The organism is Coleofasciculus sp. G3-WIS-01 (assembly GCF_040223135.1).
In the GTDB taxonomy this organism is placed as follows: Bacteria; Cyanobacteriota; Cyanobacteriia; order Cyanobacteriales; family Coleofasciculaceae; genus Coleofasciculus.
Genome location: NZ_JAVJZI010000202.1, coordinates 1 through 25,263, shown reverse-complemented (window position 1 = coordinate 25,263; position 25,263 = coordinate 1). Strand labels below are relative to the sequence as shown.

Here is a 25,263-nt window from a genome sequence, read left to right as displayed (position 1 = left end):
TTCCTCTGGCGGCTTTTCGGCATCGGACAAGGTAAAATCCAAGGCTGCTTGATTCACCAGTTTGGGAAGCAAATCTAGACATCTGCCCTGTAACAGGTAGAAACAAAACCAAAAATTAAAAACCGAACTCTCTGCGCTTTGACCCCGCACCGGCCCGCTTTTCTATCCCCCACCCGCCCACGCCCGCGTCTCTACAATCTTCGATGCGGAACCCGGGACTTGAACCCGGAAGTTCTTGCGAACACTAGAACCTGAATCTAGCGCGTCTACCAATTCCGCCAGTTCCGCTTCTTTCCATGCAGTTTACTATTATGCGACTATACTGACGCCTTTGTCAACTAATTTTTTTTTGCGGATTTTCGGCATCGGACAAGGTAAAATTCAAGGCTGGTTGATTCACCAGTTTGGGAAGCAAATCTAGACATTTGCCCTGTTTCAGGTAGAATCAAAACCAAATTTTAAAAAATGCCAAGATTTCACCGATTCTGGAGGATAGACCTATCAACCACTCTCTTAATCTGACAGATACTGTATCTGTACCCAAGGGGAACCCATCCGTTCTAGAGATTTGGGGCAGATCTTCCCTCAAAGGACATGTGACCATTAGTGGCGCGAAGAACTCGGCATTGGCAATTATGGCAGGGGCGCTGCTGTGTCCTCAAGATTGCCGACTGCGTAATGTGCCTTCTCTGGTAGACATAGCGCGGATGGGTCAGGTACTGACGGCTTTGGGTGTTAAACTAAAGCATCATGGGGATATCTTGGATATCGATGCGCGTCACCTGGAACAGTCAAAAGCGCCCTACGAGGTAGTTAATCAGCTTCGAGCCAGTTTCTTTGTGATTGGTTCTCTGCTGGCACGATTGGGCGCGGCTCAAGTTCCTTTGCCGGGTGGCTGTGCCATCGGCGCTAGACCTGTCGATCTCCATGTTAGGGGATTGCAAGCCCTAGGTGCTGAGGTGCAGATTGAGCATGGTATGGTTAATGCCTATGTGAGGGGGAATGGGCGGCAGGGGTTAAAAGGGGCAAAATTTTATCTCGACTATCCCAGTGTGGGAGCAACGGAAACCCTGATGATGGCAGCGACATTGGCTTCAGGGGAAACGATTTTAGAAAATGCTGCCCAAGAACCAGAAGTGGTGGACTTGGCAAATTTTTGTAACGCAATGGGTGCCAAGATTCGGGGGGCGGGTACAAACACGATTATCATTTCTGGTGTTCCCAGTTTACATTCGGTAGACTACTCAATTATTCCCGATCGCATCGAAACGGGTACGTTTTTAGTGGCTGGGGCAATTACCCAGTCAGAACTCACTCTTTCCCCGGTTGTACCGGAACATATTACCGCTGCGATCGCGAAACTCCAAAACATTGGCATGAGAGTGATTCAGGAAGCCCCTGACTGTCTACGGATTGTCCCAACCGGGATAATTCGCGCTACGGATATTGAAACCTTACCCTATCCAGGATTTCCCACGGATATGCAAGCCCCATTCATGGCACTATTAACGCTGAGTGATGGGGATAGTGTGATTACCGAAACCGTGTTTGAAAATCGTCTAGGTCATGTCCCCGAACTCAATCGCATGGGGGCAGATATTCGGATTAAAGGCAATAATGCGATTGTACGTGGTGTGCCTCTGTTATCAGGCGCCCCTGTCGTTGCTACTGACTTACGCGCATCCGCCGCACTGATATTAGCCGCCCTAGCCGCCGATGGTAAAACCACGATTCAGGGACTGCATCATTTAGACAGAGGGTATGAGAAGCTAGAGGCGAAGTTAAAGAAACTTGGCGCACGATTACAACGGGTGTCGGATAACTCACCGCTAAAAGACTCCTCAGCAACCCAAAGTCCAGTTAAAACACTGTGACGCTCAAAAATCTTTGTGGCTGATACCCGTCACTTTAATCCTAGACGTTGACATCCTCCCCACTCTCCTGAGCCTGCGAAGGATCTGGTGAGGGTGGGGATTCCCATCATTACTGACGGGGTTTCCTGGCTCGTCGAGCAACCTTACTCCTTTGGGTTTCCCCACAAGAGCAGGGGGTCATCTCATCCCCAGGCGTAACTTTCCGTCTGCCCGACGGTAGTTGTGCAAGAGCTCGCAACGCTTTCATCAAAATATTGATGGCGGCGTTGGTGTCTCGGTCATTAATATATCCGCAATGTGGGCATTGATGAGTGCGAGTGGACAAGGTTTTCTTGACAAGTTGTCCGCAATTGGAGCAATCCTGAGAAGTGTAATGAGGCGCAACAGCAATCACTGGTACGTCAAATACTTTTCCAAAATACTCCAACCATTGTCTAAACAATGTCCACGATGCATCACTGATTGACTTAGCTAAATGATGGTTCTTCACCATGTTTCGCACTTGTAGGTCTTCAATGGCTACCAAATCGCTAGATTGGATAAGCGCCCTTGCGGTCTTTACCGCAAAGTCTTTACGCCGCCTTGATACCTTGAGATGCACTCTACCCAGTTGCTTTATGGCTTTGAGACGATTCTTTGAACCCTTGGTTCTACGGGAAACACATTTTTGTGCGCGTTTTAAAGCTTTCTGGGCTTTCCTTAAGAACCGAGGGTTCTCTACTTTGTTGCCATCAGAGTCAGTGTAGAAATGGTTTAAACCAACATCTATCCCTACCATCCGATTAGTGGTTTCATGTTTTTCGGTTCGTTCTTGGTTGATGGAGAACTGAACGTAATATCCATCGGCTCGACGTACAACACGCACTCGCTTAATCTGCTCTTTTTGGTAAAAATGCAAATCGCGAGTCCCCCACATCCTAAAAGTTCCAGCTTTAAATCCATCCCTAAATGTAATGGTTAATCGGTCATCCGATAATACCCATCCATCAACTTTGTACTCAACTGAGCCGTGAGTTTGATGTTTTTTGAATTTAGGAAAGCCTTTCTTGCCTGGAACTTGCTTTTTGCAATTATCAAAGAACCGAGCTATGGCACTCCAAGCCCTTTCAGCAGACGCTTGACAAGCTTGAGCCGAGAGCTTTTTGCACCACTCAAATTGTTCTCTGAGTACTCGGCAATATGTATTGAGGTCGTACTTATTGACCCCAATGTTATCCATCCAGTATCTAAGGCAGGCATTACGCACAAAACGAGCAGTACGAATCATCTCGTCTAAGATGGCGTACTGCTCGTGTGTTCCTCGTAATTTTGCCTCGAATACTAGCATGGGCGCTTTAACTCTATGCTTGTTATCTTAGCCTAGGATACAGAGGTTGTAAAAAACAGGTATTCAATATGCCTGTTTTTTACTTGGGGGAGTGAAGACACCCCCACCCTACTCCACTTCGTTGCGTTGAGGATGAGGTTCTATAGCTCCCCCAAATCCCCTCATTCCGATACGAAAAAGAACGTTATCAGCTCACATCACGTCAGGGGTGATCTTTGAGTGAACATGGGGAACGTCACTATCAGGTAACAATATCGGCTAACGCGGGTTTGACCGTGGGATAGCGATAGTTAAAACCGCAGCTAGTCGTCCGCTTAGGCAACACGTTTTGACCTTCTAAAACAACTTTAGCCCCCTCTCCCAGTAATGCTTCTAGGGCAATGCTGGGAACGGGTAACCAAGAGGGACGATTCAGCACATCCCCCAGGGTTTGACAAAATTCCGACATCCGCACGGGGTTGGGTGCTGTAGCATTGAATACCCCTTCCATGTCGTTGCGGGTGAGCGCGTCGATAATCAGGTTCACGAGGTCATCTCGGTGTATCCAAGAGAACCACTGACGCCCACTCCCAATCGGACCCCCAGCAAAGAGTTTAAATGGGGGTAGCATTTTTGCCAGTGCGCCACCATCGCCGAGAACGATGCCAAATCGGAGGATAACCAACCGAACATCGGCATCTTTCACCTTTTGGGCTTCAGCTTCCCAAGCCTGACAGACTTGGGCGAGGAAATCGTCTCCAGGGGGACTGGTTTCAGAGTATGTTGCTGTTTCGCTAGTCCCGTAATAGCCAATAGCCGAGGCATTCACTAATACGCTAGGTTTGGGTTGAGCTTTCGCGATCGCGTCTACAATTTTCCGGGTTCCCAGTTGGCGGCTATTGAGAATCGCCTGCTTACGTTCCGGTGTCCAACGATTCTCACCGATGGGTTCTCCCGCCAAGTTCACCACCCCATCACAACCCGCGATCGCGTCTTGCCAAGCTCCGGATTCGGTGGGAGTATAACCCACAATCTCTAAATTGGGAAACAGCCTAGTCGCTTTGGCTCGGTTTCGGGTTAAAATTAAGGGTTGATGCCCTTTCTCAATCAGACGCTTGACTAAGCGAGAGCCAATAAATCCAGTGGCTCCAGTAATAGCGATTTTCACGATTAACTTACTCTGCTCCCTGTGCTTGTTTTGTATCACCATAAGCCATACCATTGGCTTCGGCATAGCGGTGCATAAAGCGCATGAAACGATCCCAGTGCTCTTGCTGTTCGATGTCAAATTCGCAGTCTACCCGCTTCAAATCATCGCCTTCCGGACCACTGAATATAAATTTCACCGACGATGGCTCAACACTAATTTGCCCTTCTTCATCGATTAAGAGCAAGGCGTTAGCGAATCGCTTGGTATAACTCTGGAATTTTTCTATCGCTTTTAAGGAATCGAAACTCATTAATACTGAACGCACGCCCGAACTCCGATTTCGCCGTAAGCTAACATTACTCAGTTCTTCAGGAAGTCCTTCAAAAAATTGAATCGATGGCGTTTGGGAAGTCATTAGTTAAATGCAAATACTATATCGTTCAGTATACTCCAAACAGATCCCCGATTTTGTCAAGGATACTGCTGGCGACTAGGAAAAACCTCACCTCCCAGCCCCCAGACGTTCCGGTGGAGGAGTCTGTGCAACTCTATATCTTTACATTTTATCCCTACCCCTAGCTATAGGTAGACTCAATTAAATAAACTTAGAGGTGGAGATCGTCATTTGTTATTGGTCATTTATATTTTGGTTTCATCGTTACTCCTGACGTGATGTCAAGTCTTGGACAAAATCTTGATGATATTGATTGGTTAATCCCTGCTGCAATACCTCTAAAACCTTGGCTAAATCTCCAATTAATAATGCGGTTCTATCTAGCCACAATCCCGGAAAAACAACTGAACAAAGTATCCCCTCACTATTGGGTTTAAGTTGAATATAGTCTCCTGCTTTTAACCTAAACCAATCCAATTTACCTTGATCAACTCGCCAGACTAAATACTCTTGGACTCCATTGCGGCGATACACATTGAGTTTTTGGTGCAAATCAATGGAAACACTACTAGCCGCAATTTCTACGATTAATTCAGGCGCACCTTCGATATAATCATCGTCGCTAATCGTTGATTGTCCACCTTGTTCGAGTCTTAATACAGCATCGGGTTGGGGTTCATTATCAGCATCTAGACGCACCGTTGTGTTATCTAGTGTTTCTACTCCTGGTGTAGCGGCTTCGTAGGTTCCTAGCCAGGTTATAATCCGAGAATGGGGTTTGCCATGTTTTTTGGCTCGTACTGGAGATGCCATGTACACTATTCCTTCAATTAACTCCGCTTTTTGCCGATCAGGCATAGCTGAATAGCGATGCTCAAATTCAAAACGGTTGAGTTTGTCGCCGTTTTCTAAGCGGGGAATTGTTACTTGAGGAGAGAGTTTCGTCGATGTCATCGTGACCACTCGCGATCGCGGCTTTTATTCTCGGTTTAAATCCTAGCATTGATAGCTCATCTGTAGCCATAAAACGACCAGCAAGATTAAGCAGGACACAATTGATTGTAGGGGCGACCCGCCTTACACAATTAACACCACCCACCGGTTAATTTTATCGGGTCGCCCGTCGTGCCAATGTGGCATAACCTACAGTATCCTTGCAGAAATCGGGGAGGTAATTCTCCCCCAATGACCAAGAACAAAGGACAAATGACTAAACCGCTTGCGGTTGCACTTGCGGCTGGAATTGGAACAGCGAGTACACCACATTGCGACGGATGTCAATCATCATTTCCAAGAAGGTTTCATATCCTTCTTGCTTATACTCAATCAGTGGGTCTTTCTGCCCATAACCCCGTAACCCAACCGACTCGCGCAAAGCATCCATCGATTGCAAATGCTCCCGCCACAGGGTATCAATCTGCTGCAAGATGAAGAACCGTTCGGCTTGTCGCATCAATCCCGGTTGAATCTGATCGATTTGGGCTTCTTTAATGTCGTAGGCTTTACGGACTTCTTCATGCAAAAAGGTTTTAATCTCCGTAACTGTCATATCATCTAGATGTTCGGGCTGGAGGTCTTGCAGCAAATAGACAAACTCTTGTACCTTTGACACCAAGCTGGCTAAATCCCATTCTTCTGGTGGCAAATCGGGGTTGACATAAGCATCTACAATATCATCCATGGTCTTCTCCGCATACTGGATGACTTGTTCTTTGAGATCTAATCCTTCTAACACCCGACGACGTTCGGCATAAATTGCCCGCCGCTGATTATTCATCACCTCGTCATATTCAAACACCTGTTTCCGGGTGTCATAGTAGAAGGTTTCAACTTTTTTCTGCGCCCCTTCTAAGGAACGAGTCAGCATTCCCGATTCGATGGGCATATCTTCCTCAACCCGGAACATATTCATCATCCCCGCCACGCGATCGCCCCCAAAAATCCGCAGCAAGTTATCTTCTAAACTGAGGAAAAACTTTGTCGAACCTGGGTCACCTTGGCGTCCCGCCCGTCCCCGCAGTTGGTTATCAATCCGGCGAGATTCGTGGCGTTCAGTACCAATCACATGCAATCCGCCGATGCTAATCACCTCATCATGTTCTTTATGAGTAAAGGCTTCGTATTCCTTTCGCACCGCCCGACAAACCTCCCGAAGCTTTTGAATCACCGGGTCTTCCGTCGGGGCATTTTCCGCCGCAACTGCCACTTTTTCTTCAGCTTCTAATTCCGGTAGACTGCGTTCCCCATACTGCTGCACCGCAAACTTCACCGCCTCAATCAGCTTTTGCTCTGTTTCCGGAGACAACTGAGTCGGGAAAATCTGGGGGCTCACCTTCCAAGTTTTCACCTTTTTCCCTGGGGCAAACCCTTGGGCTTGGGAGCGTTTTCCGCTACCGGATGCCATAGCCGCAAAAGAATCTTCTTCTTCAGGGATAACAATCTGCGGCATGAAATATTCTCGCACTTTCAGCCGCGACATGTAGTCAGCGTTACCGCCTAAGATAATATCGGTTCCGCGTCCTGCCATGTTTGTCGCAATTGTCACAGCCCCTTTACGACCCGCTTGGGCGACAATTTCTGATTCCCGTTCCACGTTCTCCGGTCGAGCATTGAGCAGATTATGGGGAACTTCTAATTGGCTTAACAAACGCGAAAGCACTTCTGATTTTTCCACACTGGTTGTACCCACCAATACTGGGCGTCCTTGCTCATGCATGTCCGCACATTCTCGTGCCACCGCTTTCCATTTAGCTTCCTCAGTTTTATACACTACATCCGACATATCCCGCCGTCCGGGGGGCTTATTGGTGGGGATAATCGTGACTTGTAGGTTATAGATTTTTTCAAATTCGGCTTCTTCTGTTTTGGCTGTTCCGGTCATCCCGGCTAGCTTGGGATAGAGCAAAAAGAAATTTTGATAGGTAATTGTAGCTAGGGTTTGGGTTTCCTTTTGAATCTCTACGCCTTCCTTTGCCTCAATCGCCTGGTGCAGTCCATCACTCCAACGGCGTCCCTGTAAGACTCGTCCGGTAAACTCATCGACGATGACCACTTCATCGTTACGCACGATATAGTTTACGTCATTGGTAAATAGTTCCTTTGCCTTAATCGCATTGAAGATATAATGCGCCCAGGGATTTTCCGGGTCATACAAATCCTCAACCTCTAGGAGTTTCTCTGCCTGGATGAAGCCTTCATCGGTGAGGATCACATTACGCGCTTTTTCATCGACCTCATAATGCTCCTCTGGCTGCAGCATCTTAGCGATTTGAGCCGCTTTCATATAGTTCTGGGTGGGGCGTTCCACCTGTCCAGAAATAATCAGAGGGGTGCGGGCTTCGTCAATGAGTACGGAGTCTACTTCGTCAATGATGCAGTAATTAAAGGGACGCTGCACCACCTCATTCATCGATGTTGCCATATTGTCCCGCAAGTAGTCAAAGCCCAACTCGCTGTTTGTGGCATAAGTAATATCACAGGCGTAATTGCGCTGTCGTTCCCCAGGACCCATACCCGACTGAATCAGTCCCACCGTTAATCCTAAGAAGCGGTGTACCTGTCCCATCCATTCCGCGTCCCGGCGTGCCAGGTAATCGTTGACGGTAACGATATGTACCCCTTTGCCACTTAGAGCGTTGAGATAAGCTGGGAGGGTGGATACCAGGGTTTTCCCCTCACCCGTTTTCATCTCCGCGATTTCTCCCCGGTGCAGCACCACACCACCTAATAGCTGCACATCAAAATGGCGCATTCCCAGAACCCGCCATGCGGCTTCCCGCACAACTGCAAAGGCTTCGGGTAGGAGATCCTCTAACAGTTCTTCTCGCTCACGATCGGTTGTCGCCCCTTCAAGCTGCTGCTTAAATTCTGCGGTTTTCCCTTGGAGTTGCTCATCGGAGAGCGATCGGATATCTTCTTCGAGAACGTTGATATCGGCAACGAACGGTTGGTATCTTTTAAGTTTGCGGGTATTTGGATCGCCAAGTAAGTTTTTTAACATAGCAGGAGAGGGATACGTCTAATCGCGCTTGGTCTAGGGTTAAGGTTAGACACTCAAGACTAAGGGCATGAATAGGGGAGGGAAGGGTTCACAGGCAATCTTGCACGAGTCCCAGTGACTAACGGCTAACCCATGATAAACCACCGCTTAGGGCGGCATTTTTATGATCATCCTACCATTTTTGCTCGGATTGAGGGGCGCTTCGTCCTTTGTCCTTTGTCATTTGTCATTTGTCATACTCGCTGCCCGAAAATAAGCAAGCTACTTGATTTCTAAGGGTTTGAGGCATATTCACAGAACTTAAAGTTCAGTTTATTTTCACCAATCTACTGGCGATCCTCCAACCAACTGGCTAAATCGGGTAAACTTTGAAAATCGAAAATTTCCTCAGTTAACCGTTCCAAATCACTCAACGGTAATTCTTCAATTTTGCGGCTGATTGCCAACGGAATTTCGCCAAAACGCTTCAGTATTAGACGCCCTACTAAAGTTTTGGTCTGTTGTAGTCGCCCTTCTTCTTTCCCTTCTTCTTTCCCTTTTTCTTTGCCTTTTTCTTCAGCATAAGCCAGCCGTCCTTTTTCATCTTGCAACATCATGCCTCGCCGATCAACCACATCCAACTCTTCTACCGTCATTGTGGCTTGATTGGCAAGGTTTAAAGCAAGTTCTATCTCTGAAACTTCCCCTAAATTATCAGGGACACTCTCCAAACTCGCTGCTTCTTTCAGGAAATAAATCCATTTATCGGTTAAACTCTGTAGTTCAGACAAGGTTTTATTGAATTTGGGAAGTTCGACAAAAATTAGCTTTAATTCACTATCTAGAAGTTCAAATTTTTGGGTTTTCTCTTGAAAGACAAATTGATTAATTACCTGATCTGTGTTGGCAAACAAGATAAAATCAGTAATTGTTACAGCAATTGCTGGATTTAGAAAAGGATAATCATCGCCTGTTTTCAATTGGTTACTATAGGCTTTTGCCAAGTTATAAGCTACCCGCTTGTTAAAGGCAGTCATTGGCGCTATTTGCATTTCAATGACCACAATCGACCCATCCGCTAAAACGGCTTTGACATCTAAATAAGTTTCTTTTAAGGTCATCACCTGACCCGGATTATAGGGATTAACAATTGTTAGGGATTGAATGATTTTTTCTTCGTTATAAATTATTGCATTGAGAAAACTGATTAAAATCTCTTGGCTTTGTTCGGAACCAAATATTTTTTTAAAGGCGTAATCGACCTTGGGACTAATAAACCTCATTTTATTGCTCCCGTTTCAGTATAAATAGATGGAATAGAGTCCGATTATAGCACAGCGATCGCACTGTCTTCCATTTCCTAAAAAGTGATAATTTTATTGAGGTGATACGTCAAACAATTTCCAACTCTAAATTGTGACTTTTCAGTAAATCATGGGTAAAGTGGTCAACCTCATTTGTGTCACTCAGTTCCAAATTATAGAAATCGACAACATCATGTTCAAAATAAGGACCCGCGTGCCACGTTCCTAGTTCTAACTTGATGAAGCAGTTTCCCGGAATCCGGAAAACTTTAATGTCATCGATCGCGGGTTGTTCATGTTCACAAGCAGGTGCAACCGCCATCCACCAGTCTTTCCCTTCTAGAGAACCCAAACATTGGGTACAGTGCTGATGGCGCGTGATTGTGTGAAATTTGCGACCTCTGTGATACAAGCGCATGATGTAAAAGCGGGGAGTACCGTTGTGCAGAACTAATTGAGCATCTGTTGCATCATAGGGTTTATCATCGGCTGTCGGCGTGATTAATTGACCGAAGGGTTGAAAGTGTTCGGCGCTAATTTCTTCTACTGAAAGCTGTTTCACTGAAATGGTGGGATTCATGACAGATATCGATAGTGCAACACAAAGCTTACTGCTATTTTGTCCCAAACAGGCGATCGCCTGCATCCCCAAGTCCGGGCAAAATATAACCATGCTCGTCTAAGGTTTCATCAATAGCGGCAGTATACAGAGGGACTTCCGGATGATGATCATGGAAATTCGCGATTCCCTCCGGTGCAGCTAACAAGCACAAAAACTTGATGGACAACGGGATAAAATCCTTCACCCGATCCACGGCGGCTACGGCTGTATTCCCTGTCGCCACCATGGGATCAACGACCAAGATGTCTCGGTGTTCAATATCATGAGGGAGTTTGCAATAATATTCAATCGGAATCCGAGTAGTGGGTTCACGATACAAGCCAATATGCCCCAAGCGGGCGGAAGGAATCAATTCTAAGATACCATCAACCAGCCCTTGCCCTGCCCGCATAATCGAAACAATCACCATTTTCTTATCCGAAGCCAGCATGGGAGCGTGCATGGGAGCCAGGGGTGTTTTAATCGCTGCGTATTTAAGGGGTAAGTCCCGCGTCACCTCGTAAGCCAGCAAGCTGCCAACTTCTTTCATCAGTTGACGAAATTTAGCCGTACTGGTATCCGCCTGACGCATAAGGGTTAGCTTGTGCTGCACGAATGGATGATTGATTACTGTAACTTGAGGAGTCATCTGTTAATAGTAGACAGCTTTTTATCTGTATAGAAGTTAATCCTGCTGTCCTGAGAGTATACCACTCCTGTTGCCAAATCACAGCCCCGAAAGGAATACATCAGAAAATATGCGTTGCTCATGTATTTATTAATTCATCATAATCAATACAAAAACAAGAATAGTATTATAGGTTTTCTGTCGCTAAATAAGATTTATTCAAGTTATGTTTAAAATTGCCCCTACCGTGGATAGGGTGGCTATTTAAGTCCTGATAGTTTTACTTAGCCTGATCCGGTTAACTATCTGGAACTCCAAATTGATCGGGTAACTCATCAGACGTAATTTTCAAAATTTTCAGTAAAGTCTTGTACTGAACAGGGGTAAGTTTTGGCACTGATCGCCCTGCTTCCCAATTCCTTATGGTTGTTTCCGTCACGCCGAGTGCATCCGCCAACTGCTTTTGGGTGAGAAATTGTCGCACTCTTAGTCTCATTAGCGGCGATCGTTCAGGTTTGTCGGTCATTTGCGTAAATTAGTTGACGGTTAGCGTAAATTTCTTTACTCTAGCGATAGACAGACTAAAGAAAGACAGCGCTCATTGAACCAGAGAAAGCGTTCTAGAGTATTGCTGCCTTTTCTCAATCCGTTGTCATTTTACGCACTCATGCGATCGCATGAGTGTAAATCTATCTGGAATTAATCAGGAAAATTCATGAACCGCAATCTTTCGTCCAACCCTTTTAGACCGACCCAACCCACCCGTTCTATTGTTCCTCATTACTGGCGTTATCCATGCGATCGCCAACCTTGTCTTCATCATCAAGGTTTTTACCAGTCTTAGTTCCTGTCTGATTTTGGTCTACCGCGCTTGTTTGTCATTATCCTTCCTCATCGCCAACCTTGTCTTCCTCGTCGAAGTCTTCACGGGTTTTTTGCTGCAAATCCCGGTATAGCTGTTGAAGACAGCTAAGCCGCGCCCTCAATCGAGGTAACTTCTGTTCCAGATAAGCCAATTCCTCTTGGGTTTCCAAGATTAATTGGCTGAGGATTCCCCCAGATATTTCGCCTTTTGAAATGCTTGTAAGTCTTGTGGATTTTGAACTCTGGATATTTGGGTGATCAGTTCCGTGCGGGTCATTCCCAGACTGGCTGCTAGCTGATTGAGGTTTTCCCAATCCTTGGGTTCGAGCCGTATCCCGACGCTGATCGTCTTCCGGTCTGATTTGGGTCTACCACGTTTGTTTGTCATTCTCCTTCCTCGTCATCAAGGTTTTCGCCCGTCTTGACCCTTAACTGGTCAAACAGTTCTTCTAGCTGGCGCTGCCTTTTTTCCAGCCGTTCCACTTCTGAGCGATAATGAGCCAACTGAATCGCGTTCTCCTCTATCAGTTGGCGAAGGATTCCCCCAGAAATCGTTCTTCGGCTAGTTGCGAAAGGTTCTTCTGAATTTCTCCTCTGGCAAATCGCTCCACCAGTTCTGACCTGGTTATTCCCAGTTGCTGCGCTTGAGATTGTAGAAGCGTCCACCCCTTCGGCGTAATCATCAGCGATACGTTTTTTGCGTTTTCCCTGGCTGACTTGGGTCTGCCGCGCTTGCTCGTCATACTTTTTTGAATGTGCCATAACCTGTCTGTGCATTATCTCATATATGCAAATAGGATATTGACTTTTTATTATTACATATATAAAATAAAAACACCGATTTTTACATACGTAGATCAAACAAGTTCAGGCGATCGCGTAACAGAGCGCTGCGATTTCACAAGGCGCACAGGGCGGATCGCTCTTCCGTGAAAACCTTACCCAGCTTTCGACGATGAAACACTCCGACTGGCTACGCCTTCAATCCGAAGGCGAGAGTATCTGTGCAATTTTGCGCCAACAAGGTTATGTCTGCCGCAAACAGACTCGACGCCTATCCTGGAAACTTTCTAAAACGGGTCAAAATGATTACATTCTCAGATGGCTACCAGCACCCATCAACGAATGGAATTTGATGCCCAACGATACCAGCCCACAATGGGAACAGCTTTGGCAACTCATTGAGAGCACCTTAAGCATCATCAGAGGGGAAGCCAGGAAAACTCTGCCCAAACCCACTTCACAACCAGAAAATAACTCCCGCCCTTGGGCAATTATCCGACTCCTACCTGATGCCAGACGGCATACAGTGGGGAGATTATTCAACCGTCAAGATGCAGAGGATTACCAACGCTTTCTCAAGGGTTTTATACCGGATGCTGAATTTGAAGTCTTTTTCGATGTTCCTAACGAACAACTTTAATGCACAACTAATTAAATAGACGATTAAACCAGGAATCAAGCGATCATGACCGCCTTATTTCGCCGCATCAAACCTGCCAAAAACTTCCGCATCACTAAGCATCAAGTTGCCAAATTCTTAAACATTCCTGCTTCCCTAATCGTAAAAGTCGAATCCTGGCTCTACGTTATCTTTGTCCATCGTCTCGACAAAGGAGGACAATTCATCAGCTATCGTCAGATGGAACAATGGAAAAATGCCATTGCCTGTCACCTGCAAAAATGTTCGACTAATCAACAGTTACATAATTTGTGGAATGGGATTAAATATGACCAGACCAAGCACCGCAAACAATACGCTGATTCCATCTTGCCTTTCCTCAAGACAATCTGGGAAAAATGTCTGCTCATCGAGTAGGTTTGTAGCGAAATCACCCCATGCAAGAGGAGGCGATTGAAATCGCTGCTACACAAACAAAGTCCGCCTGCGCGGACTAGGTTATAACGGGGGTAGTTAACCCGAATTTGGTATTAAAACGCTACTTAGTATTAGACTTGATTTTAAGAGCGATCTCACAATTTGACGTTGATGTGTTGGATGAGAGTGGATGTTGGGTTTCCTACGTCAACCCAACCTACTGCGATGGGCGATCGCACTATCCTGCAATCGTTAGATAAACAGCGCTGGGGAAATCTGGAAGTAATCGCCAAGTGCCTTAGCTTGTGCTTTACTAATGAATCGCTTGCCGTTTACCACCTCAGACACTACACCACTCGATCCAATAACACCCACGAAGTCAGCTTGACGAGTACCACTGGATTCCATGATGTGTTGGAGAATTTCATGAGGTGCAGCTTGATCCATCGGATAGTTCTGTTCCTCATAGGTTTCAATCAGCATTATGAGCAACTTGTGTAACGCTTTCTCCTCTGGAGTTCGGTGTTTGGCAAAGGTTAGCCGTTCTGCCTCTGCTAGGGCGCGATCATACTCCTGTTCTGTCTCAATCACTTTGGGCGCGACTTGTGCGAGTAGATGGCGATAAGCGTCTTGGTCAAAAGTAAGGGTCATTTTTCCACTTGCCTTTGTCGTATTCGGCATGAGTTAAAAAATATTTGTAGTAAATTGTTTGATTTTCGTAGTCGATACCAACAATCAGACGATAGTCATTGCCTTTGAGATTGAAAACGGTAAAGTTCCCAACCGCTTCAGCGTCTCGGTAAATTTTCCGAACGTCCTCTAAGTTTTGCCATTGTGCCTTCTTGAGTGTTGCGTACCATGCATCAATTTGGTTTTTGACATCGGGGTACTGGGCAGCATTAGTACGAAGGTTACTAATTGCAATTAGGTGCATATGTCTTTACTTTAGTTTCTAGTGTCATAGGCAGGAAGAGATCGGATTTAGTATCATTCAGTTCATGCGGGTACATATCACTTTTTAGGCTGAGTTTGAGGTACGGAACCCAACTCAGCGGGTTAGTGTGAACATTATTTGCTTTCTCGAATATGCTCCCGTATACCAATACTCTCATTTTGAGAGGATTTTGTCAAGATGGGATAACTCTATACTTAAATTAAGCTTGAATTGGTTGTGCGATCGCCTTAGACTTGATTGAACGGCAATATGCCACAATCTTACTGACTACTGCGATATTGGCGTCAATTTATGATAATATATATTTCCTAGGTCTTTTGGCACTTCACAAGTCTTGGTTACGAGGGTTCTTCTAGAGGTACTCAAGGGCGTCTCAACAGTGCAGCCTTGGACTCTGTTCTTCGTGAACATAAAGGAGGTTCTTATGATTGCACCTGTTGTCTATGTGACGGTTGGTTCATGCGGGGTAGCGTTGTTGCGGAGGTTGTGGTGGCTTACTCCAAATGTACTGGGAGCGTCGTGAGATCTGAAAGAGGTTCCTGCCCAAGAACAACGCTAATGGGGGTTCAATTCCCCCACTCCGCACTTCTCGTATCTTAGTTTACGCCAAGTAATAGTAAGTTGTACGTAAGTTAAGTTGTCTGGCATCACTGCTCTAACGATTTAAGCGATCGCCACTTTCAAGCGCTGGAGGTAAAGACTCTTTCTGGAAGGGAGTTTGAACCATTGATTGCTGTTGTCGCTAGTGTTGATGTCTCTATCCCTAGATCCTATCTGCTATCATCCGATATTCCCACAACTCGACTAAGCCCGATCGCATGGTTGATGGCGAAGACAGCGCCACTACAAAATAAGCGCGATCGCGACATTTGGTGTTAATGTTGCAGGGGAGCGGATGTTGGGTTTCCTACGTCAACCCAACCTACAGCGATGGGCGATCGCACCGACTGATTATTTGGTTCAAAAAACTGTACCATCACTCTCAATCTGAATCGGCGGAACTCCCCCTTCTCTTAATTGTGCCGCAATCTTTCGTCCGGCTGTCCAAGTCCCACCTTGCAAAACTTTGACTAAAGGTAATTGGGTCGCTGTCAAGTTTAACTGTTTTCGGATAGTATCTGCAATTCTATCCAACAGACTTACAGTCAGCGCTCGCCACTCGACAATTACTTCAGAACCCGGTAAGTGGCGCTGCTGCAAAATAGCCGGATCTTTCACCACAATCAGTCCTAAATCGACGCATAAACCGCCATTGCGATATTCGGCTAATCCGGTGAGTTCGTCTAATCCAGTAATTTCTAACCCTAATTCTTGTAAGGGTTCTAAAAGAGAGTAGGTTAACCACTGGGAAAGTTTGTGAAACGGTATATATTGATCACTCGGCTTTTCCCCAGACAGGGCAGAATGACGCCAGACATCGCCTAAATTCACTCCCGCGATCGCAAGTCGTCCTGACCAAATATCACCTAACCCCTCTAACACAGCCGATAATACCACTTCAGCGGGTAGCTTACCGATAAAGTGGGGTTTAGATAAGTTATCGATTTTTCCCATAACCTTATCTGTCAAACTCCCCTCCATCAGTTCTCCCTCACGGGTTGAAAGACTCAACAAATACTTGACCAAATTACCCGGACGGGGATTTTGATCACCAAACAATTTCGGATGAGTCTGTAGGGATTCTCCCAAGCGCTGTAAGAGTTTTACCCTACCCTCTAAACCTAAAAGGGGATTAGTTGAACTAACTTGAAATCCGTGGGTTAACTGCTCAACCGTTAAGTTTTGTAATCCTTGAGCATCGGCTTGTAAGGGGGATTCTGGATTACTGGAAAACATACCCTGACAGAACATCCGGAAACTGGCAACAGCTAAACCTTCAGAACGGCGAAACACCTGTCCCGTTTGGGTTTCAAAATATTGCCAATCAGCACCCGCCCCCGCATCCAATAAGACACTAACAATCGCTAAATCAAATTTAGTTTGGGCTTTTTGCCGGGGAGTGAGTCCGACTAATTTTTCTTCTAATTCAGCAAGGCGTGGCAAGTCTCCGACTTCAAAATGCCGCCAGCGACTGTGGAAAGGGATATTAAAATCAGGATATTCATCCTGCATCACTTGAATCACATAACTGGCTACATTTTCTAGCTGGGTTAAATCGCAACGGAAGTAATGCAACTGGTTTACCTCAGCGAGATCCAAGACGCGATCGCACCGGTCTCGAATCGCCTTTGGTGGTTTCAGGTAAGCAATAGTTTGTTGATCAGTTGTCATTTGTCATTTGTAACCTGTAGGGGCTCTCGCATTTGGGGAGCCATCTTATAATACTTGTCCAAAATGTTTTACCCAAATGCTTCGCCCAGTTCCGGTGATGTCGTTTATGGATAAATTTTAGATTTGTCGGGGCGGGTCTAGTTATATTTATTGTGAGGTCAGAAACGATAATAGTGAAAAGAGCCCCTACACAATACTCAAAACTTTTTCATAATTCATAATTTCTATTTTATAGGTGTGTACCCCTGAATAACTGTCTGTCGGTATAGCTTACTACAGACGCCAGTGCGGGAGTACACACTCTACTTGTGATTAGACACACTTACTGTTCTGAAAGGAAACACTGCTGACTATGAGGAAGCTAAGTCACTAGATCAAGAATAACAAAGAAGTTGCCTGAAATCAAATCAAATCAAATCGGCAATCGTCTGTTGTTTTCGGCATTTCATTCGTCATTGGTTCTACTCAAATGCCCAATTTGCAATAACGAATCCAAAACCATCAGCCAATACTACGCCCTTTAATCGTCGCTAATTTTACTGCATCGGGTGCGGTTGTTTCGGTATAATAGCCCGCCGCTTGCTTGGCAGCAATTTCGACCATGGCATCTTCGGGAATTAAATCGTCAGGAATCGGGACGCGCTTGACAATCTCAATGCCAGAGTTGGTGATCGCATTGTATTTCATGTCGCTCATGGAGACAAACCGATCAATCCGTGTAATTCCCAACCAGTGTAGTACATCCGGCATTAGTTCTTGGAAGCGCATGTCGGGAACACCTGCGACACATTCGGTGCGGTTGAAATAGGAAGAAGCGCTATCGCCGCCTTCTTGTCGCTTGCGGGCATTATAAACCAGGAACTTGGTGACTTCACCTAATGCCCGCCCTTCTTTGCGGAAGTAAACCAAAACCCCTGCACCTCCGGCTTGTGCAGTTTGCACACAAACTTCCAACCCATGTACTAAATAAGGACGACAGGTGCAAATATCGGAACCAAAGACATCGGAACCGTTGCATTCATCATGAACTCGCACGGCAAGTTGGCGATTGGGATCAGTAATCGCGTCAACCTCACCAATTAAATAAACTGTAATCCCACCAATCGGAGGTAAGAAAACCTGTAAATCTGGGCGGGTTACCAGTTCAGGGAACATTCCCCCGGTTTGCTGGAAGAGGGCGCGGCGTAATTCTCCTTCCTCGACGTTGAGTCGGTGGGCAATTCCTGGCAGATACCACACGGGGTCAATGGCTACTTTGGTGACCACTAAACTGCCGTTGGGCTTGACAATTTTACCGTCAACTGATAAGCGATTTTTCTGGATCGCTTCTTGGATTTCCGGCAAGTTGACATGGGCTTGGGTAACTGCGATCGTGGGTCGAATGTCGTATCCTTGCTCATAGAAATTGGCGTAGACATCCCCCACCATTCCCCCAAAGGGATCAAGAGACACAATGCGATTAGGGTTAGCCCAACTGGGATGGGGACCTATCGCCACAACGGGAGCTGTATTGGTCAAATCCGCTCTGTGATTTGGATGCAGCGCTCCACTAGCAACGGCTAATGCCCGATAGACGGAATAGGAACCGGAGTGAGTGCCGATCACGTTACGATGGGCGAGGTTCGTCACCGTACCAATAATGGGTCTGCGCTTGAGGGGGTCGATTTCTCCCCAATGCAGGCGAGGGGGTTGTTCCCCGGAACGCCCTGGATGAGAGGTCAAAACAATATGCTTTGGTTTCGACTTCGACAAAGGCTGTGATAGTTGCATGATGGCTCCTATGTAGAATGCACCTCAAATTAACGTATGAGTCGTTTAATTCAAGCAAGCTCCAATCATAGCAATTAGAGTTTGGTTATGGATGAACCTGATGGAACAGGGTGTCAACACCCTGGAATATTTCCTTAAAATACAACGTAATGACTCAGAGGCTATGGTGCGAGGAACACAACTACAGGGGAATTATGGTTCCCCGTCACTGACAGAACAAAGGCAGATGGCAGATGGCTCGCCTGGATTTATGGGGATGCCTTCAGCACTCTTTGATGGTGCAACTTAGCCTGGAGCAAGGGTTTTAAGCCCCCACTGAAAAAGCCCAAGGACTAACTCAAGGTCTAAACATTGTTAAGTTATGTAAACATCTTTCGTTGTCCGTTGCAACTGGCTCCTAAGCAATGACAAACAGGAGCATGTCAACGCAAGTAGGTTGGGTTGACGAAGGAAACCCAACTTACTAGCAACATTGGTCATTTGTCATTATCAATTTAGTCAGGGCGGGTTTAATTACATTTGGGTGAGGGCATAAATGATAATAGTGAAACCCGCCCCTACACAACAATAAAGAATATCATAATTTAGAGCATGAGTGTATTAAATAAAACTGAAAATTATTATAAAATCGGGGGTATTTTAAAGTTTCAACACCCCACTTATGTGAAACGCCAAGCTGATGATGAACTGTATGATGGTTTGAAACAGGGGGAATATTGCTATGTGTTGAACTCGCGACAAATGGGGAAGGGAGATAGGAAAGCATGTAGAGACGTTGTGCATAAGTCGCCGACAGTGAGAGATACAACGCAATATAGATATCGATCTGCTGCTGTCAGGTGAGCTATGCATCCAACTAATAATCCTTGTGCGTATTCATCAACCAACTCTCCTTGTACCTCTGTCCCCCTTGATTTGTTCAAAAGTGGGCAGTTGCTGGCGATTAAACCTGACTGTCAGGGAGCCTTAATTATCCAAAAACGGTTTTATGCTGATTTTGCCGGTCCCGGTGCTGCTGTGGGGAGTAGTTTTGATGTTGAGTGTACTTCAGTGTATGCGATCGGGGAGGTTGAATTTTATGCACCTGCCACATACACTGAACGCCAGCAAGCGTTTCACAAACGCATGGCATATTGCGAAACGTTACAATCGATTGTCGTGATACCCTCTCCTCTCGATCGCGCCACCACAACCCTGCATCAATTGTCTCAATTGTTAGATGCTAATGTGATTTCCGAAATTCCCTCAGCTTTGATTGCTCAGTTAGCAGGAGTTTTGACAAAGACTGTGAATATTATTCGCCAGCAACGCCCAACTAATCCGACTGAAAAATTAAATATTTATTAAAATTTCCAGCCAGATTATTTAATTTAACCCAAAAGTATGAGGTTGAGCGAGCCATTTCAGGTGATCATGGCATCGTTACCGTATTGTTGGAGTGTCACGATGCTTGGACTCTATGTAAGTTATACCGTCGCCGAATTAATTTCTCTAATTTTTTGTGCTGTTGTTGGCACAGGAATAATATTTATGGGATACTTTTTGGCATTATCTGTCGTCTAAGGGAACAATCTCACCAATTCCGGTGGGATGGTGTTGTTCTTAAGGGTTAACTATGAGTCGCAGGTCAAGTTCTTACGCGGTTTTCGTCGTACTGACGGTTATAACTGTCCTGTCTGTCATCGTCACCAACGTGCCGCGATCGCATTCTCTATCCCCCAATCCTGGAAATGCTGCTCTCATCGCCGCTACGCCGACTCAACAATGGCAGAATGCCAAATTGTTGCGTAATATTAAGGGACATGCAGACGCAGTAGGCGCGATCGCGATTAGCCAAGATGGACAACTCCTCGCCACGGGTAGCGATGATCAAACGATTAAACTCTGGAACCTAAATACAGGTCAGCCATTGCGGACGTTTTCTGGACATTCTGATCAAATTACTGCCTTAGCCATTAGTCCAAACGCAGAAATACTGGTGAGTGGGGGGGGTATCGAGGACGGTTCAATTAAACTCTGGAATCTGAAAACGGGTGAATTGATCAATACTTTCCAGAAGAAAGAAGGCATGATTCCATCCTTGGCGATTACCCCAGACGGAAAAACTCTCGCCAGTGCGAGGAGAGGAGAAGGTTTAGGTTTTGTCTCGGAAATTATGCTTTGGAATCTAGAAACAGGCAAACAACTGCTTCAGTTTGATATAGAAAATTTAACCCTGTCTCTTGCTTTTAGTCCCAATGGAGAACTCCTTGCCAGTGGTTCTGAGGACGGTACAATTCATTTATGGAATTGGCAGAGTGGGGAAATCCGGCATATCCTCCAGCATCCTCAGTCTTTAAGAGCGTTGGCGTTTAATCAGGATGGAAAAGTCTTGGTGAGTGAGAGTTTTGCCGAAACCATTAATGTTTGGAATCCCCAAACCGGGGAATTACTTTCGACACCTGTAGCAAATCCTAAACCGGTCTTTGTGAATGCCTTGGCGCTGCATCCATCGGGTAATATCTTGGCAAGCGCGTTAGGTCCTTATGGCAGATTAGGATTATGGAATCTGCAAACTGGGGAGTTGATGACGACGCTGACAGGGTTTTCAGGTTCGATTTTTTCCCTCGGCTTTAGTGGTGACGGTCAGATATTGGTTAGCGGGAGTAATGATGGCGCGATCGCAATTTGGAGAACAGGGGATCAGTAGGGGTTTGGTTACCAAACCCCTGTTACTCAGTAGGGGCGGGTTTAGTTACATCTGGGGAAAAAAGAAACGATAATAGTAAAACCCGCCCCTACATTTGGAAAGGGCGGGTTTTGTACAAAGGTTAGTATCAATAGCGGAACGAAAGCCCATAAACCCGCCCCTACATTTGGAAAGGGCGGGTTTTGTACAAAGGTTAGTATCAATAGCGGAACGAAAGCCCATAAACCCGCCCCTACAAACCATACTGCCTCAACTTCCCCCACTGCCTAAAATTACTAAACTTAATAATGTCCCCGTATTCCAGAGACTGTGAACCAGCATGGGAGCCAGAAGATTGCGCGATCGCGTGTTATTTTAGGGGGAGTACCAATGGATTTTGGGATACTCTATTCAGGCTGTTGTGATAGAGTAAATCGGATGATTCTCGCGATCGCACAATTCCCTCGTGTCTAATTCCTTCTGGCAAGCCAAAATCCAAGGATTACTCTATGATTTTGACCGGGATAGTTTGAGAAACTCGACCGGGGAAAATGCTCAAGTCTTCTTAAATGCCCTAGAATCAGTCAATCCTGCCCCAACCGTATCCCAAGCCTACCAAATAGCTGAAGCCAGCGATCGCGCCCTGCTGAATCGGATGCATTTGCCTCTGACTCTGCCGACTCTGAACGTGGCACATCTGCTATCGGGGGCAGAACTCCCCCTATCGGTGAATGTCAGGGATTATGATCAGTTAACCTCCCCGCCACCCGCAGACAGCACCCCCAACGCCCCAGAAGCCATCGACTCCCGCCAACTCTTTTGGTGGTTATGGCGCTGCTTACCCGAAGCCGTGAGTCAGCGACTGGGAGAGGATGCCTTACTCATGCCAGCGGTACCCCTTTTACCCGATGCCTCAGTGTGGAGTCAAGCCAGCCTCACCGCCGCCCTAGCTGGGGCATTAACTGACCCGAACTCCTCCCCTCCCCATCTGGCTACCTTTAGCTTTTCTCCGGTGCAAGAGTTAATTAAAGCTAGTCGCAAAATGCGGGATTTCTGGGCAGGGTCTTGGGTGTTGCATTATCTGTCGGCTAAAATTTGTTGGCGGCTGGCACAACGCTATGGACCCGATAGCCTGATTTATCCGAGTCTGTTTCAGCAACCCTTAATTGACCATTGGTTGGGGCAGACATGGGCGGAGTTTCGACCGTGGATACCGCAACCGTCAGCATCTGCCTTACTCACCGCCGGGTTTCCTAATGTGATTGTCGCCCTTCTCCCCGCCAAAGACGTGAAGTCTGCCATGCAAACCGCCCGTCAAACCCTGCTGGCGGAATGGTCTAGGATTGGGCAGTTGGTGTTTGCTGAGTTAAGGCGACGCCACTGGATGCCAGATTTAGGGGAAAATAGTGCTACTTGGTCGGGGTGGTTGGCGTCTCAGTGGCAAACCTATTGGACGGCGTTACCGATTGGCGTGAATCCCTTGACAAATCAGGCAATTGCTGAATCAGACGCCGCCCAACTGCAAGCCTGGTTAGACCCGATGAATCGTCTGTGCCAGCTTCAGGATACCCCAGACCAACGCCGCGCTCTATTTTTACCGGAAGAATTGGAGTTTATGCGGGCGGTGTATGAAAAAGACCCATCCATTTGTGTGAATGTGGGGTCATGGTGGTCCTATTTATTCGACCAACTGCGATATGCAGGGGGTACGGTGAAAAATAGTCGGGTTTGGCAAGTCCCGACGGCATTTTTACCTCGGTCTACGGTGTCGGGTATCGGTTCAGTGGTGTATCCTAATCCAGACCAACGCCATACCACGGAAGGGGATACGGGGAAATACTGGGAACGACAGGTGGGATTGTTTGATGGGATAGAAGAACTTAACGCCACGGAGACGTTGAAGCGGGGGTTACATAAGGTTTTACCGCAACTATTAGGGGGGGAACCGTCCCAATTGTATCCAGATTTGAGTTCTGGTGTGGCGGGTTGGTTGCGGACTCATCCGGAGGCGATAGAGTATTTTCGTTGGGCAACGGCTGAGATTAGTCAAGCTTTTGCCTGGACGACGCAATCCTCTGTCCCCGGTGATTTTCCCCCAGCGACGCAACCTTGGGGGATTCCTTGGATTGAACACCATTATCCCGATTTACTCAATTCTCGCCTGCTGAATGCGGGTTGGCTGATTGATGAGTTTACGCCCACCAATCCTAATCCTAGCCAACCCTTTACCCGGGAGGCACAAAAGCAGGTGAGACAGGCAGAATGTCAGCGGGTTGGGTTGAAGATTGCCGAGTATTTTACACCGGGGAATAATCCCAGTGATTGGTATGTCTTGGCGGCTGGGGATGGGGATGGGATGAGTCGCTGGTTGAATGGGGAACGATTGAAGGCGTATCAGGAGTATATGCCTGTTTTGCCTGACCCCCCTGAAGCGGCGGATGGGGACAGCCACAGGATTTACCAGGGATTTAATCAACTCAAATCCCTTAAAAAACGCATGGGTCCAGCGACGCATAATGCCCTGAGTCGCGCCCTTTTGGATTTCTCCAATCGGTTGGTTCCCTATTTAACCGAACAACGCTATGCTGGACGGTTAATTTATAGTGGCGGCGATGATGTTTTAGCTTATACCAATCTCTGGGAATGGGACCAGTGGTTATGGGATATTCGGCAATGTTTTCGAGGTGCAGATGACCCTAGGGGTGAGTTTAGCAGTCAGGGGGATTATTGGCGTTATCGGGGGGAAGCTGATACCTACTCTCGCTTACCCAAACGTCCTTTATTTACGATGGGGGGTGAGGCGAGTTTGAGTGTTGGGGTTGTGATTGCCCATCATTCGGTGCCTTTAGCGATTGCTTTGGAGAATCTCTGGTCAGCAGAAGCGGGGGCGAAGCAGTATGATTATCAAGGGCATGAGAAAGATGCTGTGCAAGTCCGGGTGTTATTTGGCAATGGTAATATTCTCACGGCTACGAGTCGGTTCCCAGTGTTTCATCAGTGGCACAGGTTACTCCAATTGGGGGTAAATCACAGCATCTTTGAACAAGCCGCCCAACTCTGGCGTCAGCATCCCGCGCCGACGTTAGCAGCGATTGAACCCTGGACGCGGACATTTTGCCAGCGTCGGGATTTATTGGCGGATAATCAGTCGGTTAGGCAAGGGTTTGAGGCGGATTTAGCTAGGTATTTGAGGGCATTACGTCAAACCACACCCCTCTCTCAGCAGGATGAAACTGTCCAACGTTGGTTGAAATTAACGGCGTTTATTTTACGCCATCGGCAGATTGGTAAGCTGTCACGCTTTTAAATTGGTGGTTGAGACAGACGCGGAGATGGGGAGACGCGGAGAGGGGGAGACGCGGAGATGGGATATTCGTAGGGGCTCTCGCATTCGCGCCCAAATCTATCGGTTTTCTACCAACGTCTCAACGCGAATGCTTCGCCCAATCCCCATGGGGAAGATGGGATATTCGTAGGGGCTCTCGCATTCGCGCCCAAATCTATCGGTTTTCTACCAACGTCTCAACGCGAATGCTTCGCCCAATCCCCATGGGGAAGAGGGATATTCGTAGGGGCTCTCGCATTCGCGCCCAAATCTATCGGTTTTCTACCAACGTCTCAACGCGAATGCTTCGCCCAATCCCCATGGGGAAGAGGGATATTCGTAGGGGCTCTCGCAT

24 protein-coding genes and 1 tRNA gene are annotated in these 25,263 nt (G+C 46.7%); 8 read left to right on the top strand and 17 right to left on the bottom strand.

Features of this window, described 5'->3' with window-relative positions; all coding sequences use genetic code 11:
- Positions 1 to 204: 204 nt before the first annotated feature.
- Positions 205 to 288, bottom strand: a tRNA-Leu gene (locus RIM23_RS21025).
- A 197-nt stretch (positions 289 to 485) separates the two neighbouring features.
- Between RIM23_RS21025 and murA the strand changes: the two genes are divergently transcribed.
- On the top strand, positions 486 to 1,874 hold the full coding sequence (gene murA / locus RIM23_RS21020; protein ID WP_446369038.1) for a UDP-N-acetylglucosamine 1-carboxyvinyltransferase: 1,389 nt from the start codon (positions 486 to 488) through the stop codon (positions 1,872 to 1,874).
- 109 nt (positions 1,875 to 1,983) lie between these two features.
- Here the strand turns inward: murA and RIM23_RS21015 are convergent, their stop codons facing one another.
- From RIM23_RS21015 to RIM23_RS20960, 12 genes are all read right to left on the bottom strand, one after another.
- Complete coding sequence (locus tag RIM23_RS21015) at positions 1,984 to 3,201, bottom strand: RNA-guided endonuclease InsQ/TnpB family protein (RefSeq protein WP_446369037.1); 1,218 nt, start codon at positions 3,199 to 3,201, stop codon at positions 1,984 to 1,986.
- A gap of 241 nt (positions 3,202 to 3,442) precedes the next feature.
- Positions 3,443 to 4,348 carry a thylakoid membrane protein ThyD gene (gene thyD / locus RIM23_RS21010; protein WP_446369036.1) on the bottom strand — a complete coding sequence of 302 codons (906 nt, stop codon included), beginning with the start codon at positions 4,346 to 4,348 and terminating at the stop codon, positions 3,443 to 3,445.
- 7 nt (positions 4,349 to 4,355) lie between these two features.
- Complete coding sequence (gene psb28, locus RIM23_RS21005) at positions 4,356 to 4,745, bottom strand: photosystem II reaction center protein Psb28 (protein ID WP_446354149.1); 390 nt, start codon at positions 4,743 to 4,745, stop codon at positions 4,356 to 4,358.
- Between the two features lie 243 nt (positions 4,746 to 4,988).
- Positions 4,989 to 5,678 (bottom strand): Uma2 family endonuclease, encoded by a 690-nt coding sequence (locus RIM23_RS21000; RefSeq protein ID WP_446369035.1) that lies wholly within the window; start codon positions 5,676 to 5,678, stop codon positions 4,989 to 4,991.
- Between the two features lie 256 nt (positions 5,679 to 5,934).
- A complete protein-coding gene (secA, locus tag RIM23_RS20995; RefSeq protein WP_446369034.1) occupies positions 5,935 to 8,724 on the bottom strand; it encodes a preprotein translocase subunit SecA in 2,790 nt (929 codons plus the stop codon).
- A 326-nt stretch (positions 8,725 to 9,050) separates the two neighbouring features.
- Complete coding sequence (locus tag RIM23_RS20990; protein WP_446369033.1) at positions 9,051 to 9,986, bottom strand: Rpn family recombination-promoting nuclease/putative transposase; 936 nt, start codon at positions 9,984 to 9,986, stop codon at positions 9,051 to 9,053.
- A 109-nt stretch (positions 9,987 to 10,095) separates the two neighbouring features.
- Positions 10,096 to 10,587 carry an ureidoglycolate lyase gene (locus tag RIM23_RS20985; protein ID WP_446369032.1) on the bottom strand — a complete coding sequence of 164 codons (492 nt, stop codon included), beginning with the start codon at positions 10,585 to 10,587 and terminating at the stop codon, positions 10,096 to 10,098.
- A 34-nt stretch (positions 10,588 to 10,621) separates the two neighbouring features.
- Positions 10,622 to 11,257 (bottom strand): uracil phosphoribosyltransferase, encoded by a 636-nt coding sequence (gene upp, locus RIM23_RS20980; RefSeq protein WP_446369031.1) that lies wholly within the window; start codon positions 11,255 to 11,257, stop codon positions 10,622 to 10,624.
- A 277-nt stretch (positions 11,258 to 11,534) separates the two neighbouring features.
- On the bottom strand, positions 11,535 to 11,762 hold the full coding sequence (locus tag RIM23_RS20975; protein WP_446337514.1) for a helix-turn-helix transcriptional regulator: 228 nt from the start codon (positions 11,760 to 11,762) through the stop codon (positions 11,535 to 11,537).
- A gap of 355 nt (positions 11,763 to 12,117) precedes the next feature.
- The gene (locus RIM23_RS20970) at positions 12,118 to 12,270 is read right to left on the bottom strand and encodes a hypothetical protein (protein WP_446369030.1); all 153 of its coding nucleotides are present in this window, start codon (positions 12,268 to 12,270) and stop codon (positions 12,118 to 12,120) included.
- Positions 12,271 to 12,272: 2 nt separating this feature from the next.
- Positions 12,273 to 12,488, bottom strand: a complete 216-nt coding sequence (locus RIM23_RS20965) for a hypothetical protein (RefSeq protein WP_446369029.1) — start codon at positions 12,486 to 12,488, stop codon at positions 12,273 to 12,275.
- Positions 12,485 to 12,862: a hypothetical protein gene (locus RIM23_RS20960; RefSeq protein ID WP_446369028.1), complete on the bottom strand. Its 378-nt coding sequence runs from the start codon at positions 12,860 to 12,862 to the stop codon at positions 12,485 to 12,487. The genes RIM23_RS20965 and RIM23_RS20960 overlap by 4 nt, the downstream gene beginning before the upstream one ends.
- 193 nt (positions 12,863 to 13,055) lie before the next feature.
- Between RIM23_RS20960 and RIM23_RS20955 the strand changes: the two genes are divergently transcribed.
- Both RIM23_RS20955 and RIM23_RS20950 read left to right on the top strand, forming a co-directional pair.
- Positions 13,056 to 13,523 carry a hypothetical protein gene (locus RIM23_RS20955; protein ID WP_446369027.1) on the top strand — a complete coding sequence of 156 codons (468 nt, stop codon included), beginning with the start codon at positions 13,056 to 13,058 and terminating at the stop codon, positions 13,521 to 13,523.
- A 45-nt stretch (positions 13,524 to 13,568) separates the two neighbouring features.
- On the top strand, positions 13,569 to 13,919 hold the full coding sequence (locus RIM23_RS20950) for a hypothetical protein (RefSeq protein WP_446369026.1): 351 nt from the start codon (positions 13,569 to 13,571) through the stop codon (positions 13,917 to 13,919).
- A 252-nt stretch (positions 13,920 to 14,171) separates the two neighbouring features.
- On the opposite strand, the gene RIM23_RS20945 is transcribed toward RIM23_RS20950, so the two are convergent.
- Together RIM23_RS20945 and RIM23_RS20940 are read right to left on the bottom strand one after the other, a co-directional pair.
- Entirely contained in the window at positions 14,172 to 14,570 is a 399-nt protein-coding gene (locus tag RIM23_RS20945; RefSeq protein ID WP_446369025.1) for a helix-turn-helix domain-containing protein, read from the bottom strand.
- Positions 14,554 to 14,853, bottom strand: coding sequence for a type II toxin-antitoxin system HigB family toxin (locus tag RIM23_RS20940; RefSeq protein WP_446337519.1), 300 nt, complete (start codon positions 14,851 to 14,853; stop codon positions 14,554 to 14,556). Before RIM23_RS20940 ends, RIM23_RS20945 begins: the two co-directional genes overlap by 17 nt.
- A 747-nt stretch (positions 14,854 to 15,600) precedes the next feature.
- Between RIM23_RS20940 and RIM23_RS20935 the strand changes: the two genes are divergently transcribed.
- Positions 15,601 to 15,753 (top strand): hypothetical protein, encoded by a 153-nt coding sequence (locus RIM23_RS20935; RefSeq protein WP_446369024.1) that lies wholly within the window; start codon positions 15,601 to 15,603, stop codon positions 15,751 to 15,753.
- 81 nt (positions 15,754 to 15,834) lie between these two features.
- Here RIM23_RS20935 and RIM23_RS20930 read toward each other — a convergent pair whose 3' ends face one another.
- Together RIM23_RS20930 and RIM23_RS20925 are read right to left on the bottom strand one after the other, a co-directional pair.
- Positions 15,835 to 17,145: a URC4/urg3 family protein gene (locus tag RIM23_RS20930; protein WP_446369023.1), complete on the bottom strand. Its 1,311-nt coding sequence runs from the start codon at positions 17,143 to 17,145 to the stop codon at positions 15,835 to 15,837.
- A gap of 501 nt (positions 17,146 to 17,646) precedes the next feature.
- Positions 17,647 to 18,915 (bottom strand): GTP cyclohydrolase II, encoded by a 1,269-nt coding sequence (locus RIM23_RS20925; protein ID WP_446369022.1) that lies wholly within the window; start codon positions 18,913 to 18,915, stop codon positions 17,647 to 17,649.
- Positions 18,916 to 19,006: 91 nt separating this feature from the next.
- On the opposite strand from RIM23_RS20925, the gene RIM23_RS20920 reads away from it, so the two are divergent.
- The 4 genes from RIM23_RS20920 (at position 19,007) to RIM23_RS20905 (ending at position 24,890) form a co-directional block, all read left to right on the top strand.
- The gene (locus RIM23_RS20920) at positions 19,007 to 19,204 is read left to right on the top strand and encodes a hypothetical protein (protein WP_446369021.1); all 198 of its coding nucleotides are present in this window, start codon (positions 19,007 to 19,009) and stop codon (positions 19,202 to 19,204) included.
- Between the two features lie 557 nt (positions 19,205 to 19,761).
- Positions 19,762 to 20,262, top strand: coding sequence for a hypothetical protein (locus RIM23_RS20915; RefSeq protein WP_446369020.1), 501 nt, complete (start codon positions 19,762 to 19,764; stop codon positions 20,260 to 20,262).
- A gap of 268 nt (positions 20,263 to 20,530) precedes the next feature.
- Entirely contained in the window at positions 20,531 to 21,604 is a 1,074-nt protein-coding gene (locus RIM23_RS20910) for a WD40 repeat domain-containing protein (RefSeq protein ID WP_446369019.1), read from the top strand.
- Positions 21,605 to 22,049: 445 nt separating this feature from the next.
- Positions 22,050 to 24,890 carry a type III-B CRISPR-associated protein Cas10/Cmr2 gene (locus RIM23_RS20905; protein WP_446369018.1) on the top strand — a complete coding sequence of 947 codons (2,841 nt, stop codon included), beginning with the start codon at positions 22,050 to 22,052 and terminating at the stop codon, positions 24,888 to 24,890.
- Positions 24,891 to 25,263 lie beyond the last annotated feature (373 nt).

Excerpts from the sequence above, each read along its gene's own strand:
- RIM23_RS21015 (WP_446369037.1), bottom strand. The coding sequence starts at position 3,201 with ATGCTAGTATTCGAGGCAAAATTACGAGGAACACACGAGCAGTACGCC.
- psb28 (WP_446354149.1), bottom strand. The coding sequence starts at position 4,745 with ATGACTTCCCAAACGCCATCGATTCAATTTTTTGAAGGACTTCCTGAA.
- RIM23_RS21000 (WP_446369035.1), bottom strand. The coding sequence starts at position 5,678 with ATGACATCGACGAAACTCTCTCCTCAAGTAACAATTCCCCGCTTAGAA.
- secA (WP_446369034.1), bottom strand. The coding sequence starts at position 8,724 with ATGTTAAAAAACTTACTTGGCGATCCAAATACCCGCAAACTTAAAAGA.
- RIM23_RS20990 (WP_446369033.1), bottom strand. The coding sequence starts at position 9,986 with ATGAGGTTTATTAGTCCCAAGGTCGATTACGCCTTTAAAAAAATATTT.
- RIM23_RS20985 (WP_446369032.1), bottom strand. The coding sequence starts at position 10,587 with ATGAATCCCACCATTTCAGTGAAACAGCTTTCAGTAGAAGAAATTAGC.
- upp (WP_446369031.1), bottom strand. The coding sequence starts at position 11,257 with ATGACTCCTCAAGTTACAGTAATCAATCATCCATTCGTGCAGCACAAG.
- RIM23_RS20975 (WP_446337514.1), bottom strand. The coding sequence starts at position 11,762 with ATGACCGACAAACCTGAACGATCGCCGCTAATGAGACTAAGAGTGCGA.
- RIM23_RS20965 (WP_446369029.1), bottom strand. The coding sequence starts at position 12,488 with ATGACAAACAAACGTGGTAGACCCAAATCAGACCGGAAGACGATCAGC.
- RIM23_RS20960 (WP_446369028.1), bottom strand. The coding sequence starts at position 12,862 with ATGGCACATTCAAAAAAGTATGACGAGCAAGCGCGGCAGACCCAAGTC.
- RIM23_RS20955 (WP_446369027.1), top strand. The coding sequence starts at position 13,056 with ATGAAACACTCCGACTGGCTACGCCTTCAATCCGAAGGCGAGAGTATC.
- RIM23_RS20950 (WP_446369026.1), top strand. The coding sequence starts at position 13,569 with ATGACCGCCTTATTTCGCCGCATCAAACCTGCCAAAAACTTCCGCATC.
- RIM23_RS20945 (WP_446369025.1), bottom strand. The coding sequence starts at position 14,570 with ATGACCCTTACTTTTGACCAAGACGCTTATCGCCATCTACTCGCACAA.
- RIM23_RS20940 (WP_446337519.1), bottom strand. The coding sequence starts at position 14,853 with ATGCACCTAATTGCAATTAGTAACCTTCGTACTAATGCTGCCCAGTAC.
- RIM23_RS20930 (WP_446369023.1), bottom strand. The coding sequence starts at position 17,145 with ATGACAACTGATCAACAAACTATTGCTTACCTGAAACCACCAAAGGCG.
- RIM23_RS20925 (WP_446369022.1), bottom strand. The coding sequence starts at position 18,915 with ATGCAACTATCACAGCCTTTGTCGAAGTCGAAACCAAAGCATATTGTT.
- RIM23_RS20920 (WP_446369021.1), top strand. The coding sequence starts at position 19,007 with ATGAACCTGATGGAACAGGGTGTCAACACCCTGGAATATTTCCTTAAA.
- RIM23_RS20915 (WP_446369020.1), top strand. The coding sequence starts at position 19,762 with ATGCATCCAACTAATAATCCTTGTGCGTATTCATCAACCAACTCTCCT.
- RIM23_RS20910 (WP_446369019.1), top strand. The coding sequence starts at position 20,531 with ATGAGTCGCAGGTCAAGTTCTTACGCGGTTTTCGTCGTACTGACGGTT.